Origin of the sequence: Paenibacillus montanisoli (assembly GCF_003268025.1) — a bacterium.
In the GTDB taxonomy this organism is placed as follows: Bacteria; Bacillota; Bacilli; order Paenibacillales; family Paenibacillaceae; genus Paenibacillus_Z; species Paenibacillus_Z montanisoli.
In genome coordinates, this window is the sequence record NZ_QLUW01000003.1 from 66,031 (window position 1) to 81,707 (window position 15,677).

15 protein-coding genes are annotated in these 15,677 nt (G+C 58.2%); 12 read left to right on the forward strand and 3 right to left on the reverse strand.

The features are described from left to right. The first annotated feature begins 38 nt into the window (after positions 1–38). Together DL346_RS16230 and deoC are read left to right on the forward strand one after the other, a co-directional pair. Positions 39–956, forward strand: coding sequence for a sugar-binding transcriptional regulator (locus DL346_RS16230; protein WP_112883209.1), 918 nt, complete (start codon positions 39–41; stop codon positions 954–956). 28 nt (positions 957–984) lie between these two features. Beyond that, positions 985–1,668: a deoxyribose-phosphate aldolase gene (gene deoC / locus DL346_RS16235; protein ID WP_112883210.1), complete on the forward strand. Its 684-nt coding sequence runs from the start codon at positions 985–987 to the stop codon at positions 1,666–1,668. 56 nt (positions 1,669–1,724) lie between these two features. On the opposite strand, the gene DL346_RS16240 is transcribed toward deoC, so the two are convergent. Beyond that, positions 1,725–2,243, reverse strand: a complete 519-nt coding sequence (locus DL346_RS16240; protein WP_112883211.1) for a DinB family protein — start codon at positions 2,241–2,243, stop codon at positions 1,725–1,727. A gap of 102 nt (positions 2,244–2,345) precedes the next feature. Between DL346_RS16240 and queF the strand changes: the two genes are divergently transcribed. The 3 genes from queF (at position 2,346) to DL346_RS16255 (ending at position 4,783) form a co-directional block, all read left to right on the forward strand. Next, positions 2,346–2,849, forward strand: coding sequence for a preQ(1) synthase (queF, locus tag DL346_RS16245; protein ID WP_112883212.1), 504 nt, complete (start codon positions 2,346–2,348; stop codon positions 2,847–2,849). 23 nt (positions 2,850–2,872) lie between these two features. After that, the gene (locus tag DL346_RS16250) at positions 2,873–4,105 is read left to right on the forward strand and encodes an MFS transporter (protein WP_112883213.1); all 1,233 of its coding nucleotides are present in this window, start codon (positions 2,873–2,875) and stop codon (positions 4,103–4,105) included. A gap of 180 nt (positions 4,106–4,285) precedes the next feature. Beyond that, on the forward strand, positions 4,286–4,783 hold the full coding sequence (locus DL346_RS16255; protein WP_112883214.1) for a DinB family protein: 498 nt from the start codon (positions 4,286–4,288) through the stop codon (positions 4,781–4,783). A gap of 79 nt (positions 4,784–4,862) precedes the next feature. Here DL346_RS16255 and DL346_RS16260 read toward each other — a convergent pair whose 3' ends face one another. Further along, on the reverse strand, positions 4,863–5,750 hold the full coding sequence (locus DL346_RS16260) for an ankyrin repeat domain-containing protein (RefSeq protein WP_112883215.1): 888 nt from the start codon (positions 5,748–5,750) through the stop codon (positions 4,863–4,865). Between the two features lie 148 nt (positions 5,751–5,898). On the opposite strand from DL346_RS16260, the gene DL346_RS16265 reads away from it, so the two are divergent. The 5 genes from DL346_RS16265 to DL346_RS16285 all read left to right on the forward strand — a co-directional run bounded on the left by DL346_RS16265 (position 5,899) and on the right by DL346_RS16285 (position 11,677). Then, positions 5,899–7,062, forward strand: a complete 1,164-nt coding sequence (locus DL346_RS16265) for an acyl-CoA dehydrogenase family protein (protein ID WP_112883216.1) — start codon at positions 5,899–5,901, stop codon at positions 7,060–7,062. After that, a complete protein-coding gene (locus DL346_RS16270; protein ID WP_112883217.1) occupies positions 7,055–8,266 on the forward strand; it encodes an acetyl-CoA C-acetyltransferase in 1,212 nt (403 codons plus the stop codon). Before DL346_RS16265 ends, DL346_RS16270 begins: the two co-directional genes overlap by 8 nt. 94 nt (positions 8,267–8,360) lie before the next feature. Next, positions 8,361–9,218: a 3-hydroxybutyryl-CoA dehydrogenase gene (locus DL346_RS16275; protein ID WP_112883218.1), complete on the forward strand. Its 858-nt coding sequence runs from the start codon at positions 8,361–8,363 to the stop codon at positions 9,216–9,218. An 8-nt stretch (positions 9,219–9,226) separates the two neighbouring features. After that, positions 9,227–10,366: an acyl-CoA dehydrogenase family protein gene (locus tag DL346_RS16280; RefSeq protein ID WP_112883219.1), complete on the forward strand. Its 1,140-nt coding sequence runs from the start codon at positions 9,227–9,229 to the stop codon at positions 10,364–10,366. Between the two features lie 72 nt (positions 10,367–10,438). After that, on the forward strand, positions 10,439–11,677 hold the full coding sequence (locus DL346_RS16285) for a citrate/2-methylcitrate synthase (RefSeq protein ID WP_112883220.1): 1,239 nt from the start codon (positions 10,439–10,441) through the stop codon (positions 11,675–11,677). 161 nt (positions 11,678–11,838) lie between these two features. On the opposite strand, the gene DL346_RS16290 is transcribed toward DL346_RS16285, so the two are convergent. Continuing rightward, on the reverse strand, positions 11,839–13,656 hold the full coding sequence (locus DL346_RS16290) for an APC family permease (protein WP_112883221.1): 1,818 nt from the start codon (positions 13,654–13,656) through the stop codon (positions 11,839–11,841). Between the two features lie 232 nt (positions 13,657–13,888). Here DL346_RS16290 and hisJ point away from each other — a divergent pair, with 232 nt between their 5' ends. Together hisJ and DL346_RS16300 are read left to right on the forward strand one after the other, a co-directional pair. Next, positions 13,889–14,722 carry a histidinol-phosphatase HisJ gene (gene hisJ, locus DL346_RS16295; protein WP_112883222.1) on the forward strand — a complete coding sequence of 278 codons (834 nt, stop codon included), beginning with the start codon at positions 13,889–13,891 and terminating at the stop codon, positions 14,720–14,722. Between the two features lie 205 nt (positions 14,723–14,927). Beyond that, entirely contained in the window at positions 14,928–15,668 is a 741-nt protein-coding gene (locus DL346_RS16300; RefSeq protein WP_112883223.1) for an MgtC/SapB family protein, read from the forward strand. Positions 15,669–15,677 lie beyond the last annotated feature (9 nt).

The window sequence follows — 15,677 nt, forward strand, 5'->3', positions numbered from 1 at the left end:
AACCAGTGCATGAAGAAAGAGACGATAAGAGGGGAAAAATGCTGGACGCCGTGCGAATGTACTACCAGCTGGATTACAGCCAGCAGGAGATAGCCAAACGGCTCGGCGTTTCCAGACCGACTGTCAGCCGGTTCATTCAACAGGCCAAAGAAGAAGGCTATGTCATTATAAGCATCATTGACCCGCTGGAGAACAATGATCTGCTGGCGAGTCAGATCGAGCGCAAATTCGGGCTTAAGAAAGTCGTCATCGTGAACGTGCCGCACTACGAGGATGGCGTGGTCAAGAAGTATCTGGGCCCGGCAGCCGCGAAGTACATCGACTCGGTGGTCAAGGACGGCGATATCATTGCGACGACCTGGGGCACGACACTGTATGAGGTGGCGCTTAACCTGCAGGACCGGCATTTGAAGGACATCAAGGTCGTTCAACTGAATGGCGGCGTCAGCCACTCCGAAACGAATACCTATGCTTACGAGATCGTGAATCTGTTCGGCAAAGCGTTCCACACCGTGCCGTACTTCATTCCGCTTCCCGCGATCTTCGATCATCCGGTCGTGAAGAAGACGATTGAGACGGACCGCCACATCAAGAACATCTTGGAGCTTGGCAAAGCAGCCAATATCGCCATCGTGACGGTAGGCGCGCCGACCGAAGATTCGGTGCTGATCAAAGCGAATTATTTTAACGAGGACGAACTGAAGATGATTTTCGAGAAGGGGGCGGGCGACATTTGCTCGCGGTACTTCAACATCGACGGCGTCATTTGCTCGCAGGAGCTGAATCAGCGGACGATCGGCATCGATCTGGACGATCTGAAAAAGAAAGAGAAATCGATCCTCGTAGCAGGCGGTATACGCAAGGTTGACGGCATCTATGGCGCACTTCGGGGCAGATATACCAACGTGCTCATTACGGACCAGTTTACGGCAAAGTACTTGCTGGAGCGTAATTAATTAAACGGACAGAGAGAAGGAATCAAGGATGGGTAACGAATTGCAAGGGGCAGCATTAGCTGCGTATTTTGACCATACTTTGTTGAAACCGGATGCGACGGCATCGCAAATCGCGAAGCTGTGCGAAGAAGCGAAGCAGCATAAGTTCGCAACCGTATGCGTGAATCCTTATTGGGTAGTTGAAGCAGCGAAACAGCTTGCCGGTACCGGGGTCGGCGTTACGACGGTAATCGGTTTCCCGTTAGGCGCTTCAAGCTCGGCCGTCAAAATAGCGGAAACAAACGATGCCATCGCGAATGGCGCAACGGAAATCGATATGGTGCTCAATGTCGGTGCATTGAAGTCCGGCCGTCTCGACGATGTGGAACGCGACGTCCGCGGCGTAGCGGAAGCGTGCAAAGGACGCGCCGTCAGCAAAGTCATTCTTGAGGTGGGATTGCTCACCGATGAGGAGAAAGTAACGGCCAGCCAAATCTGCAAGCGGGCCGGCGCCGATTTCGTCAAGACGTCGACAGGCTTTGGCCCGGGCGGCGCAACCGTAAAGGACATTGCGCTTATGCGCCAAACGGTTGGACCGGAGATGGGCGTGAAGGCATCCGGCGGCGTTCGTGATCTGGAAGCGGTCCGCGGCTTGATTGCCGCAGGCGCAACGCGGATCGGCGCCAGCGCCAGCGTGACCATTGTAAGCGGCGGCACGAATGAAGGCTACTAATTTCAAAGGCAAAAATATCGAGAGAGGTGCATGCGATGCACCTCTCTCGATTATTTTCACCGATTCAAATACCGCTCGCGCACCACATTCACATGATGCAGCTCATGGCCGGCGATAACGTACGCCAGCGCTCTGGCGGAAATGCCCGTATTGCTTGCGGTGCCTTTGCGAAGAAACGCTTCCGGGGTCAAACCGCGAAGCAGCGCTAACGTCGCGCCGCGGACAGCGTTGTACTCCTCGACCAGCTCGGCAACCGTGCCGCTGTCGAAGGAAGCGCCAGAAACAAATTCGTTCTCATCAAACCCCGGTAAAGGCGTTTGGTCGCCGCGGGCAACCCGGAGAAGCCGATAGCTCATGATGCGCTCCGTGTCGACGATATGGCCGAGCAATTCTTTAATGCTCCATTTGCCCGGCGAGTACCGGAATAGGGCTTGTTCGTCCGTCAGTCCGGAGAACATCGCGGTCGTCTGGCTGCGGGAGGCTTCAAGCTGCTCCAGCAAATCTCCGTCCGTTGGCAGCGCGATATAGGTACCGAAGTGTGCGCCGAATTCGTCTGCTGAAGGTCTGGTTAACAAGAGCGTCATCCCCTTTGGGTTGAATTGAGCCTGCAATAAGGTGTAAGCTACTAGAACAAGAGTAACCCCCGAACGAAGCAAATTCAAGGAGTGTATGCGAAAATGTCAGGAAGATCGAAAGAAGAGCTGCAAAGCGGCGGCGTTACCCATCTGGGCAATCAGGGCACGTCCTACCTGTTCAACTACAGCCCGGAGGTGCTGGAATCGTTCGATAACAAGCATATCGGACGCGATTACTGGGTGAAATTCAACTGTCCGGAGTTTACGAGCCTGTGCCCGATTACGGGACAGCCGGATTTTGCCACCATCTATATCTCTTATATTCCCGATGTGAAAATGGTGGAGAGCAAGTCGCTTAAGCTGTATCTGTTCAGCTTCCGCAACCATGGCGATTTCCATGAGGATTGCATGAACATCATCATGAACGACCTAATCGCTCTCATGAACCCGCGCTATATCGAGGTGTGGGGCAAATTCACGCCGCGCGGCGGCATCTCGATCGACCCGTACTGCAACTGGGGCCGTCCGGGCACCAAATTCGAGGAAATGGCGCAATACCGTCTGATGAACCACGATCTGTATCCGGAGAAAGTCGATAACCGATAATCGAAGTCAGGATGTGGCTGCATATGAAATTTTCATGGGAACGGAACTTAGTCGTACTGTGGACCGGGGTTTTCTTTTGCAGCATGGCCTACTCTATCTCGATTCCATTTCTGCCGATCTATTTAAATACGGAGCTGGACGTGGAGCACCATCTTGAAGCATGGTCGGGCATCGCCTTCGGCATCACGTTTCTGGCGAGCGCGCTCATCTCGCCATTCTGGGGTTCGCTGGCCGACAAATACGGACGCAAGCCAATGCTGATCCGCTCAGGCTTCAGCCTGGCCGCTCTTTATCTATTGAATTATTTTGTCCATGACCCCTATTGGTTCCTGGTCATTCGCGTTTTTCAAGGCTTGCTCGCCGGCTTCGTCCCGGCGTCCATCGCGCTCGTCGCCACGAATACGCCGGAGGAGAAGACCGGATATGCGCTTGGCATCATGTCGACGGCCGGTGCGACCGGGAGCATTCTTGGGCCGCTCGTCGGCGGGGTGGTCAGCCATTATTTCGGCAACCGCGAGGCGTTTCTCTTCTCGAGCGCCATTGTACTCATAGCCGCGCTGGTCGCCACCTTCTTCGCGAAAGAGAAGAACTTCAACCGCAAGGCGGTAAGGTCGCATGTCAAGGACGATTTGAAGCATGCGCTCGCCAACCGGTCGTTTTCGCTGCTGCTCATGATCGTGGCCGTCAGCACGTTTTCGGTGATGATTTTGGAGCCTCTCATTACCGTGTATGTGCTCAAGATGGGCATATCCAAGGAGAGCGCTTCGCTCAGCTCCGGCATTATCTTCTCCGCGGTCGGCATCGCGACGGTCATCATGGCGCCGAGATGGGGCAAGTGGGGCCGCAAAATCGGCTACGAGAAGGTGCTCCTGATCGGGTTGATCGGCAGCGGCATCGGCAATGTCCTGCAGATATTCGTTACGGGCTATGTCGGCTTCGGCGTGCTGCGCTTTGGCTACGGCCTGTTCTTCGCCGGCGTGAATCCGTCTATCAACGCGATGATCGTGCAGAACACCGAGCCTGAGTTCCGCGGCAGAGCGTTCAGCCTGAATCAATCCGCTTCGCAGCTGGCCACGATGGCAGGGCCCATTATCGGCGGCTTGCTGGGCGGGATAATGCCGATTCATTATATCTTCGTGCTGAACGGCTGCGCGCTGCTGCTTTCAGCCTTGCTGTTTAAGATGATGATTCAGCACAAATCTTCGGCGCTTTCAAGGCATCATGAATCTAGTAAACATAGAACCGCTTCGCGATGACGCCGAAGCGGTTTTTTTCGTCAAACTGCTGCCCTAGCTGAACATGGTGCGCAAGAAGTTAGCTGCTTTGCCGTAAGCCGCGTATAAAAGCTGATTTTAACTGACATGCTGTTGTCAGCGAACCTGCGTTATAGTAAGTAGCAAGCACAAACCGAAAGCAAGTTAAGGAGGCGGCAACGGATGTTTAGAACCGTTCAAGATTTTATTGAGGATTACAGAGATGAGGCGCAGGATACGGAGAAGCTGTTGAATTTGCTGACAGACGAGTCGTTGAAGGCGGCCAGTACGCCTGGGTTTCGCGCGCTTGGCCATCTGGCTTGGCACTTGGTACACAACGACGCCGGCATGTTAAGGCGGATCGGGCTTGATTTTAAGGCGCCGCCTGCCAGCGCGGAACCGCTGGAATCGGCGGCGGCGATCGCGGCTGCTTATCGCGAAACAGCGGATGCGCTGCTCGAAGCGGCATCGCAGTGGTCCGACGAGAAACTGCTGGAGAGCCATAACGTGTTTGGAGAAGCTTGGCAGAACGGTCTCACGATGCTGATGTTCGTCAAGCATGAAGTGCACCACCGCGGTCAGTTGACCGTGCTGATGCGCCAGGCGGGGCTGCCGACTGCCGGCGTATACGGGCCTACCAAGGAAGAGTGGGAGAAAATGGGCATGACAGCGCCCAAATAATAGAGAAGGCCGAAGGATGTCCACCCGCGCTCTCGCGTTGGCGATGATTGACACTTCGGCCTTCTTTTTTGCTTGGCTGCTAGACACCGCCTAGGCTGCGGAGCAGCTCCTCGTGCTCCGTCCGCTGGAAATGATTCGCCCATCCGAGCGGCGTGCCGCAATACCGGCGGTCTCTGGCATTCAGCTCGGCGCCGCGATCGAGCAGCAGCCTGATGATGGCTGTATTCGTGCCAGCCGCTGCCCAGTGCAGCGGGGCAGCGCCCGTATGATCGAAGCCGGAAGGCGAGCCGTTCACATCGGCGCCGCGGTCCAGCAGATACTCGGCGGAATCATAGCTGCCGCCGATTACGGCGTAAATAAGCGCCTGTTGCAGCAGCTCCCCAGGCGGGCTCGGAGTCGTCGTATTGACCGGCTCCCGGTGGATGCCGGCTCTTGGCAGCAGCTTCCCGTCCGGTCCGAAGAACGAAGGGAGCAGGTCTACCCGGCCGACCGCGGCGGCAAGCTCCAGATCCAGCGCGGCTCCCCGGCGAACGAGCAGCTTTGCGACATTCGTGCAGCCGTACCAAAGCGCTTGCGCAAGCGGTCTGCGGTCATCGTTCAGGCCGTCGATCGGCGTGCCGGCATCCAGCAGTAAATCCGCCATCTCGACGTCGTCGTTGCTGGCCGTCCACTGCAGCGGCGTTTCGCCCAGAGCCGGATCGATGGCTCTCGCATTGACGTCCGCATCCGCATTCAGCAGCGCTCTTCCGGTCTCGAGCTGATTCGGGTAATGCCCGGGCCAGTCGCATAGATGGTTCAGCAGCGTTCTGCCTTGCTTCGATCTGGCATTCGCCAATTCGGGATACGCTCGCAACAGCTGCCGGAGCCCCTCAACATCCCCCGTCTTCACCGCCGCATACGCTTTCGGATAAACCTCCGCCAGAAACTCGTCCCTCGCCTGATTATCGAAATCGGTTTCACAGCTCATGCTTCGATCAGCTCCATTTTCGAAAGTTGTCCCAATCCCTAGCCATGCCTCCACTCTATCATGAATCGCCGTCCGCGAAAATAAGATGTACTAAGCGCCATATAGCAGGGAACGCTTCTGTCTGGTTCAAGAAGGGGGAGCGTGCGAAGTGAAATTCGGGCTGACGGATGAGCAAGTGATGATTCGCGAGATGGCGGCACGGTTTGCGGAGCATGAGGTGGCAAGGGCGGCTGGCGGACTGGATGAGGCCGAATTATTCGACAGGCGTTCGTTTGACGCGATGGCGCAGCTTGGCTTTACGGCATTGCCCTGGCCCGAGGAGGATGGCGGCGCCGGGGGAGGATTTCTTAGCTTCGTTCTTGTGCTCGAGGAGCTGTCCAAGGTGAGCGCATCGCTTGGGGCGGCATTGTGGGCGCATGTTTTTCTGGCGGCTTGGCCGCTTCACCGGTTCGGAAGCGCGGAGCTGAAGCGGAACTATTTGCGCATGCTCACGGATGGTTTAAGCATTGGCACAGGCATGCTCCCGGGCACGTTGGTGAATGCGGGGTCTTCGCTGCGCATCGGCGTTACGGCGCAGGTGCAGGCAGAAGACGAATGCTACGTGCTAAACGGGCTGCAAAAATATGTCCTCGGCGGCACGACCGCCGACTTCTTCGTCATCTACGCGGCGACAGGGGAGAGTGCGGGCGGCAGGCGAAAGCGCTATAGCGCTTTTATCATTGACAAGGACCTTCCCGGCTTGGCGATCACGCCTGTCACGCGGAAGCTGGGACTTCGCTCCGTTGGGATGGCGCATCTGAAGTTCACGGACTGCCGCGTGCCGAAGCGGCAGCGGATCGGCCGAGACGGCCAAGGCGGCGCGATTGCGGGACGCGCGTCGGCCAGCGTGCGCTATGGACTCGCTGCCGTTGCCGCAGGCATCGCCGGAGGCGCGGCCGAAGCTGCGCTCGGCTACGCTAAGGAACGTTCGCAATTCGGCAAGCCGATTGCGAAGCATCAGGCGGTAGCTTTCATGCTGGCCGATATGCGTACCGCATGCGACGCCTCGAGGCTGCTCGTTTACCAGGCGGCCTGGCAGGAGGACGAAGGGCTTGCAGGGGACGACGGCGGCAAGGCCGCGCTGGCGCTTAGCTTTGCGGCGGATGCGGCGATGAAGGCGACGATTCAAGCGGTTCAAGTCTATGGCGGCTACGGCTACATGAAGGAGTATCCGGTGGAACGGTATATGAGGGACGCTAAGGCGGTACAAATTTTCAAAGGGCTGGACTTGGCCCCGAGTTTGCCGCCGAGAAGGGGGAGAGGCCATGGCTGAGCTCGTCATTGCGGGCGGTGCCCGTACAGCCTTCGGCAAGTTCGGCGGCGCGCTGAAGGGGATGCGGGCCGTCCAGCTTGGCGGCATCGCGATTGAAGGGGCGCTTGGGCGCGGCGGCATTCCGCCGCAAGCGGTGGACGAGGTCATTATGGGCATGGCCGTCCAAGCCGGAGCGGGCCAAAATCCGGCCCGGCAAGCGTCGCTGCATGCCGGCATCGGAAACGAGGTGCCTGCCGAAACGATCAATAAGGTGTGCGCATCGGGCATGCGCGCGCTGACGATGGCTTCGCAAATCATTGCCGCCGGCGACGCGGAGCTGATTGTCGCAGGCGGCATGGAGAGCATGAGCCAGGTTCCGTACGCGCTCGGCGAGGCGCGTTTCGGCTTGCGCCTTGGCGACGGCCGGGCGTCGGATTTGCTGCTGCGCGACGGCTTAACATGCGCTTTCGCCGCGGATACGCATATGGGCGATTATGCGGACAGCATCGCCGCCGAGCATGGCATCAGCCGCCAGGAGCAGGACGAATGGGCGCTGCGGAGCCATGAACGCGCCGTGCAGAGCAGCATGCAGGGCTACTTCGATGCGGAGATCATTCCGGTACCGCTTCAAGGCGCGGCTCCGGCGAAGAGCCACGTTTTCGCTTTCGATAAAGACGAAGCGCCGCGCGGGGATACGAGCGCCGCAAAGCTTGCTGCGCTGAAGCCGGTATTCGCGGCGGGGAGCAGCGGCACGATCACGGCGGGCAATGCGCCCGGTCTTAACGACGGAGCTGCTGCGCTCGTTGTCGCCTCGAAGGCGAAGGCGCTGCGGGAAGGCTATGCTGCGCAGGCGGTGCTTCTCGGCCATGCCTCCGTCAGCGTGGAGCCGCGCAATTACCCCATCGCGCCCGCGTTCGCGGTGCAGAAGCTGCTCCGGCAGCAAGGGCTCGATCTGGCGGCGGTGGACCGCTTTGAAATCAACGAAGCGTTCGCGGTCGTCGTGCTCGCCTGCGGCAAGCTGGCCGGATGGGACGCGGACAAAGTCAATGTGCACGGCGGCGCCATTGCGCTTGGCCATCCGGTTGGCGCAAGCGGCGCGCGCATCGTATTGACGCTCATCAATGGTCTTAAGCGGCGTGGCGGCGGGCTTGGCGTGGCGGCAATTTGCAGCGGCGGCGGGCAAGGGGATGCCGTGCTGATTCGCGTTGACGGCAACGGAGGTTGAGACTGAGGCTGTTTTCGAGCATTAGCAAAAGCGTCGGCCTCTGCCTCGGCTCGGTCGCAGCTCTAGCTCAAGCTCAAGGAAGGCGGGTTCACACATGGAGATGAATCGGGTGTCTGTCGTCGGAGCAGGCCAAATGGGCAGCGGCATCGCGATTGTCGCGGCGCAAGCCGGCTGCCAGGTGCTGCTGCATGATGCGGAAGCCCAGCGTATAGAGCGGGCGCTGGCGCTGATCGGCAAGCAGCTCTCCGGCAGCGTGGCGAAGGGACGCTTAACGGAGGAGCAGGCTGCGCATACGCTTGGCCGCATTTCGCCGGTCGATAGCTTGGAGGCTGCGGCTGGCGCGGATCTTGTAATCGAAGCGGTGACAGAGAGCATGCCGGTGAAGAAAGCGTTGTTCGTCTCGTTAGACGGCATTTGCGGAAGCGGCGCTGTCTTCGGCAGTAACACGTCCTCGCTGTCGATCACGGAATTGGCGGCGGTGACTCGGCGGCCGGAGCAGGTCATCGGGATGCATTTTATGAATCCGGTTCCGGTCATGAAGCTGGTCGAAATCATCCGAGGTCTACGCACCTCGGATGAGGTTTACGCCTCCGTCGCGAAGCTGGCGGAGCGGATGGGAAAAACGCCGCTGGAGGTAAGGGATTTTCCGGGCTTTGTCTCCAACCGCATCTTGATGCCGATGATTAACGAGGCCGTTTATGCCGTGTATGAGGGGGTTGCCTCGGTCGAGGCCGTCGACGGCGTCATGAAGCTGGGCATGAATCACCCGATGGGTCCGCTCGCGTTGGCTGACCTGATCGGGCTCGACACCTGCCTCGCTATTATGGAAACGCTGCATGACGGCTTCAGCGACTCCAAATACCGGCCTTGTCCGCTTCTGCGCAATTACGTGTCCGCCGGCTGGCTGGGACGCAAGAGCGGCCGCGGCTTCTATGTGTACGAAGGGGGTTGACCCGCGCGATGAAGCTGCGTTTTACGGAGGAACAGGAGCGGCTGCGTGCCAAGGTTCGCGATTTCTCCCGTACGGAGGTTGCATCCGCCGTTCCCGGTATGGAGGAGCATGACCGGTTCCCGCGGGCGCTGGTGAAGGAAATGGGGGCAAGAGGGCTGATGGGGCTGCCGATTCCGGCGGAGTGGGGCGGAAGCGGGCTTGAATTGTCCTCGTATATACTCACCATCGAAGAAATATCGCGGGTGAGCGCGGCGGTCGGGGTTATTTTGTCCGTGCATACTTCCGTCGGTTCGCTGCCCGTGTTGTACCACGGGACGGAGGAGCAGAAGCGGCGCTGCTTGCCGAGGTTCGCCTCCGGCGAGTGGCTGGGCGCATTCGCGCTCACGGAGCCGCATGCCGGGTCCGATGCTTCGACCATTCGGACATCGGCCGTTCGTGCCGCCGACGATAGCACCTATGTGCTGAACGGCACGAAGGTGTTTATTACGAATGCCGGCGAAGCGGACCAATATCTGCTTTTTGCGTCGGTTCAAGGGCAGAGAGGCGATGCCGGCGGCATTACGGCTTTTCTCGTGGAGAAGGATACGCCCGGTTTCCGGGTCGGCAAGAAGGAGCGGAAAATGGGGCTGCACGGCTCCAATACCTGCGAGCTGATCCTGGAGGATGCGATCGTTCCGGCTTCGCGGCGGCTTGGCGAGGAAGGGCAAGGTTTTGCGATCGCGAAGTCGGCGCTGAATGGCGGTCGGATCGGCATCGGCGCGCAAGCGCTCGGCATTGCGGGAGCGGCGCTTGAGCTTGGCGAGCAGCAGCTTCGCGCGCTGCCGGCGCGGGAGCGGAGCAGGGTCGCAGCGGAGTACCGGGAGCTTGCGGCTCAGGTGGAAGCCGCCTCGCTGCTCGTGTATCGGGCCGCGGATATGCACCAGAGCGGGCTGCGATGCACGAAGGAGGCGTCGATGGCCAAAATGTTCGCCAGCGATACGGCCATGAGCGCGGCGACGAAGGCGCTGCAATGGTGCGGCAGCAGCGGTCTTGCGGATGAGCAGCATGCGGAACGGCTGTTCCGGGACGCGAAGGTGACGCAAATCTACGAGGGGACGAACGAGATTCACCGGATGGTCATTTCCGGGGAGCTGATGCGTGGCGGTTGAACGTTGTGAAGCGCGGAAGCGGGTCAGGCGAAATGATGCCGCGCTGCGCGGAATCCATAGGGGAAATGGGGGATGACCGTGAAGAAGCCCGGCGGATTGGCCGGTATTGAAGCCGGTGAAACGGCAATCAGCACGGTAGGGAAAAACGGGCTCGGCCTGACGTATCGCGGATACGCCATCGAGGATTTGGCGGAGCACGGAAGCTTCGAGGAAACGGCCTATCTGCTCATTCGCGGCAAGCTGCCGAATGTCGACGAGCTTGCGGCCTACAGGCGCAAGCTGGCGGCAGCGAGCAGTCTGCCTGAGCCGCTGCGGCGCATCCTGGAGCTGCTGCCGGCGGATGCGCATCCGATGGAAGTGCTGCAGGTGGGCTGCACCGCGCTCGGGACGATGGAGCCGGAGACGGAATCACGGACCGCGGCCGATATTGCCGATCGGCTCCTCGCTGCGACAGGACCGATGCTGCTGCATTGGTACCATTATCACAGACAAGGGGAGGCAGAGGAAACGCCCGGGGCTGAGCCTGAGCTGCTCAAGGCAGATACGGATGACGGGGCGGATCCCCAGGCCGATGCGACGGCTGATGCTGCATCCGGCTCAAGCGAATCGGCGGCTGAGGATGCTTTTGACATGGACAATTACACGGTTGCGGGCCATTTTCTGTACCTGCTTCACGGGAGGCATGCCGAGCATATCGCTGTAAGGGTGTTCGACATTTCGCTGATCCTGTATGCCGAGCATGAATTTAATGCCTCGACCTTCGCCGCGCGCGTGACGGCTTCGACGCTGTCCAACTATTACTCCAGCATCGCGACGGGCATCGGTACGCTGCGGGGGAATTTGCACGGCGGCGCGAACGAGGCGGTGATGGAGCTGATCACCCAATTCGACACGCCGGAGGAAGCGGCGGCAGCAACGCGCGCCAGGCTGGCGGCGAAGCAGCTTATCATGGGTTTTGGCCATCGGGTGTATACCGTTTCCGATCCGCGATCGGACATCATTAAGAAATGGTCGGAAACGCTCTCGTTATGGGCGGAGGACAGCCATCTCTACCCCGTCTCGGAGGCGGTGGAGCACGTGATGAGGCAGGAGAAGAACTTGTTCCCGAATCTCGATTTCTACAGCGCGTCCGCCTATCATTTCTTGGGAATTCCGACGTCGATGTTCACGCCGATTTTCGTCGTCTCCCGCATAACGGGCTGGACGGCGCATGTCATGGAGCAGCGGCAAAATAACCGCTTGATCCGCCCGACAGCCGCGTACGTCGGCCCCGAGAGTCTGCCATGGCTAGCCATGCATGAGCGTCGCTAGATGCTGCGTTAACCGCGATAACCGTCAAACCGACCCGCTGCCGGCGGAGTCGGTTTTTTTGCTGGATACCGAGTGTCGGCACAACCGACGCTCGGCCGCCGTCCCAACAAAAAGAGCCGTCCCGCCCATAGGGCAAGGACAGCTCTCTTTCCAATACCGGCTTACCGGTGCAGCCGGTAAGGCACGGTCGCAATCACGACGTCTTTCTGCGTGAACAGGTACGCGCGAAGCAGCAGACTGGTTTGGTTGTGCAAAATATTATGCCACCAATACTTCGTAATGAACTGCGGGATCAACACGGTGATGTGATCCGTCTCCTGCGTCTTCCACTCCACCGTTTCGATGAAGCGAACGAGCGGGCGGATGACGCTGCGGTAGCTGGAGCGCAGGACGATCAGCCGCACGCCTGGATTCCACTCCTCCCACTTCTTCTCGAGCCGCTCGATCTCTTCCTCGTCGAAGCCGACATACACGGCGACCACGTTATCCGTCAGCGATTTGGCATAGCTGATCGATTGCAGGACTACCTTCGTGATGCTTGCCACCGGCACCACGATGGTGCTGCCTTTAATGGCCGGCTTCTCCTCGTCGATGTCGATGCGCAGCTCGTCGGCTGTGTTCTTATAGTGGCGGTTGATTTTGAAGAAGCCGTAAATAACGAGCGGGAGGAAAATGAACACCATCCATACCTGGCTAAACTTCGTGAAAATAAAGATCAAGGTAATGATCAGCGTCGTCAGCATGCCGATCGTATTTACGATTAGGCCGAAGACCCATTTAGCGGGCTTCAATTTAATCCAACGCACCATCATGCCAAGCTGCGACAGCGTGAACGGGATGAATACGCCGACCGCGTAGAGCGGGATCAAGTTCTCGGTATCGCCGTGGAACAGCACGACAAGCAGCGCCGACAGGACACCCAGAAAAATAATGCCGTTCGAGAAGCCGAGCCGGTCGCCGCGTACCATGAACGCATGCGGCATGTACTTGTCCTTCGCGAGCATGAACGCGAGCAGCGGAAACGCGGAGTATGCGGTATTCGCGGCCAGGAACAGAATCAAGGCGGTAACGCCCTGAATCGCGTAATAGATGACGCCGCGGCCGAACGTTGCATTTGCGATTTGGGATACGACGGTTTCCGTTTCGCTCGGCGCGATGCCGTACCAATACGCCAACAAACTGATGCCGATAAACATGGAGCCGAGAATCGTCCCCATCATAATCAGCGTCTTCGCCGCGTTGCGCTCGGCAGGCTGCTTGAAGTTCGGAATCGCGTTCGATACCGCTTCAACGCCGGTCAACGCCGAACAGCCGGAGCTGAACGCCTTCAGCAGCATGAACAAGCTGATGTTGGAGACGGCCGCGCCAATTTCCGGCACATCGGCGTGAATGCCGACCGTCATGACTTTGATCACGCCTCCGATAATCAAGACGAAGACGGCGGCAACGAACAAATAAACGGGATAGGCTAGAACGGAAGCCGATTCCCCGATCCCCCGCAAGTTCATAACCGTAAGAAAGAGGATCATGATTAAGGCGATCGCGACGCGATGGTCATGCAGCGACGGGAACGCCGACGTGATCGCATCGGTTCCCGCCGAGGAGCTTACGGCTACCGTCAAGATATAATCGACCAGCAGGGAGCCGCCGGCCAGCAACCCCGTGGAAACGCCCAAATTATCTTTGGCCACGACGTAGGCGCCGCCGCCTTTCGGATAAGTGAAGATGGTTTGACGATACGAAACAATGAGGATTAATAATAGTCCAAGAACTGCGATGGAGATCGGGATGGAGTACCAAACCGCGGCAAACCCGGCAGCCATGAGGACAAGCAAAATCTGCTCCGTGCCATAGGCGACTGACGATAACGCGTCGGACGACAAGACGGCAAGCGCTTTGAGCTTGCTCAGCTTCTCTCCTTCCAATTCCGCGCTTTTCATCGGCCGCCCGATTAATAGTCGTTTAAATCGGCTGATCATACACGTGTTTCCTCTCTTCTTCCTGTGAGGTGAAAAATGCTCGAATTGCCAAGGTTTTCTTTTAGATTATCCCAAATGAACAGAATCCATTATAACAGAAATGATGTTTGTTGGAAGAAAAGGATTCGGGTGAAAAACGCAGGTATTGAAGGCTTTTCCGGGGATGATATACTGAGAAGGGACATATTGCCATCAGGAAGGAATCAACGAGGGCAGGAGATGAGAAAAACACATGTCAGCCAACTTAAAATGGGACGGACACACCCATACGAAATTTTGCTATCACGGCAATGATGCACCGTCGGAGCAGTACGTGGACCGTGCCATCGAGCTCGGCTTCACGCGGTATACGATCAGCGAGCATCCGCCGCTTCCGGCAGGATGGGTGCAGGACCCCAAGCTCATGCATGAGCTTGCGATGCCAAGCGAGGAGCTTCCCGCGTACATGGCGTATGCGCAGTCAATCAAGCGGCAGTATGAAGGCCGAATCGAGATCGCCGTCGGCCTGGAGCTTGATTATTTGCAAGGCGCGCTGCCTTTTACGGAAGCGATCGTCGAGCAATACGAGCGGCAGCTGGAGGATGTCGTCTATTCGGTTCATTACTTGCCGGGCAAGGGCGGCAGCATGTACTGCGTTGATTTTACGGCGGACGATTTCGCGGCCAATCTGCTGAGCTACTACGGCTCGATGGAGAAGGTCGTGGACGAATATTATGACCATGTAGAGTCGGCGATCGCGTTTGCCGCAAAGCTGCCGATGCGCAAAAGGATCGGACACATTAATCTGATCGAGAAATTCGCGCTTAAGCTCCCGCCGATCGATGAGGCTCAAATCCGGAGCAGGCTGACCGGGATATTGCCGAAGCTGAAACAGGGAGGCATCGGCATTGACGTCAACACGGCGGGACTTCGCGTGCCGAGCTGCGGCAAGCCTTATGTGCCGGAGTGGTTCATGCAAGCCTGCGCCGCTGAGGGCATCGAGCTCGTTTACGGCTCCGACGCGCATCGTCCTGAGCATGTCGGAACTGGATGGGATTGGTTCGAAGCGCAGCTGAAGCGGGTATAGCTTCTTAAACGTGCAGGATGTGCTCTCCCCGCCGCTACATGCAGTACAGCCCGGCGAAAGTCGGGTTTTGCTTTAACATTTAGTTTTTATGATGACAGTCATTCCCGGACAGTTAGGCGTATAGATAAACAAAGAGGGCAATTGCGGCCTTGAGCGGAGGCAGCCCCTTCATCCTAATACATGCACAAAAGAAGGATTGACGCTTATGGGAGAAACAGTTGCACAAGTATATGACCCCAGCATTTGGGAAATCAGTTATCTGGAGCTTACGATCCGGCTCGTGCTTGCGCTCGTTCTGGGCGGCTTAATCGGCGTCGAACGCGAGCTTGGCGGACATTCAGCGGGGTTCAGGACGCATATTCTCGTTTGCTTGGGCTCGGCTGCCATCGTATTGCTGTCGATGTACGGCTTCTCCGAATTCGCTTCTGATCCGAACGTTCGGCTCGACCCGGCGCGTTTAGCGGCGCAGGTCATAAGCGGCATCGGATTTCTCGGCGCCGGAACGATTCTGCGAACGGGCTTTACCGTATCCGGCCTAACGACGGCGGCTTCGCTGTGGGTCGTCGCCGCGATCGGACTTACGGTCGGGGCGGGCTTCTATTACGGAGCGGCGGTGCTAACGCTCCTGGTTGTCGTCAGCTTGTTCTTCCTGAACAAGTTCGAGAAGAAATTTTCGCGGGCGAAGCGCAAACAGGATGTGATTTTGAAAATAACGAAGGATTCTGCGAGCCTCAACAAGGTTGTCACCGAGCTCCATCACTTCGGCGTCCGTATCAGCAAGATCGTCGTCGAGAACGAAGAAGAAGCGCACGGCGATTCGGCGGATACGCTCATTGTCCGGATGCAGATCAAGCTCAGTTTTAAGAAGCGTTTCGAGGAAGTGATCGTAGCGCTGGCCTCGATAGAAGGCGTTCTTGGCGTCGAAGCGGGCAGCGAGTCGCTATAGCAAACAGGC

Excerpts from the sequence above, each read along its gene's own strand:
- DL346_RS16230 (WP_112883209.1), top strand. The coding sequence starts at position 39 with ATGCTGGACGCCGTGCGAATGTACTACCAGCTGGATTACAGCCAGCAG.
- deoC (WP_112883210.1), top strand. The coding sequence starts at position 985 with ATGGGTAACGAATTGCAAGGGGCAGCATTAGCTGCGTATTTTGACCAT.
- queF (WP_112883212.1), top strand. The coding sequence starts at position 2,346 with ATGTCAGGAAGATCGAAAGAAGAGCTGCAAAGCGGCGGCGTTACCCAT.
- DL346_RS16250 (WP_112883213.1), top strand. The coding sequence starts at position 2,873 with ATGAAATTTTCATGGGAACGGAACTTAGTCGTACTGTGGACCGGGGTT.
- DL346_RS16255 (WP_112883214.1), top strand. The coding sequence starts at position 4,286 with ATGTTTAGAACCGTTCAAGATTTTATTGAGGATTACAGAGATGAGGCG.
- DL346_RS16260 (WP_112883215.1), bottom strand. The coding sequence starts at position 5,750 with ATGAGCTGTGAAACCGATTTCGATAATCAGGCGAGGGACGAGTTTCTG.
- DL346_RS16270 (WP_112883217.1), top strand. The coding sequence starts at position 7,055 with ATGGCTGAGCTCGTCATTGCGGGCGGTGCCCGTACAGCCTTCGGCAAG.
- DL346_RS16275 (WP_112883218.1), top strand. The coding sequence starts at position 8,361 with ATGGAGATGAATCGGGTGTCTGTCGTCGGAGCAGGCCAAATGGGCAGC.
- DL346_RS16280 (WP_112883219.1), top strand. The coding sequence starts at position 9,227 with ATGAAGCTGCGTTTTACGGAGGAACAGGAGCGGCTGCGTGCCAAGGTT.
- DL346_RS16285 (WP_112883220.1), top strand. The coding sequence starts at position 10,439 with ATGACCGTGAAGAAGCCCGGCGGATTGGCCGGTATTGAAGCCGGTGAA.
- DL346_RS16290 (WP_112883221.1), bottom strand. The coding sequence starts at position 13,656 with ATGATCAGCCGATTTAAACGACTATTAATCGGGCGGCCGATGAAAAGC.
- hisJ (WP_112883222.1), top strand. The coding sequence starts at position 13,889 with ATGTCAGCCAACTTAAAATGGGACGGACACACCCATACGAAATTTTGC.
- DL346_RS16300 (WP_112883223.1), top strand. The coding sequence starts at position 14,928 with ATGGGAGAAACAGTTGCACAAGTATATGACCCCAGCATTTGGGAAATC.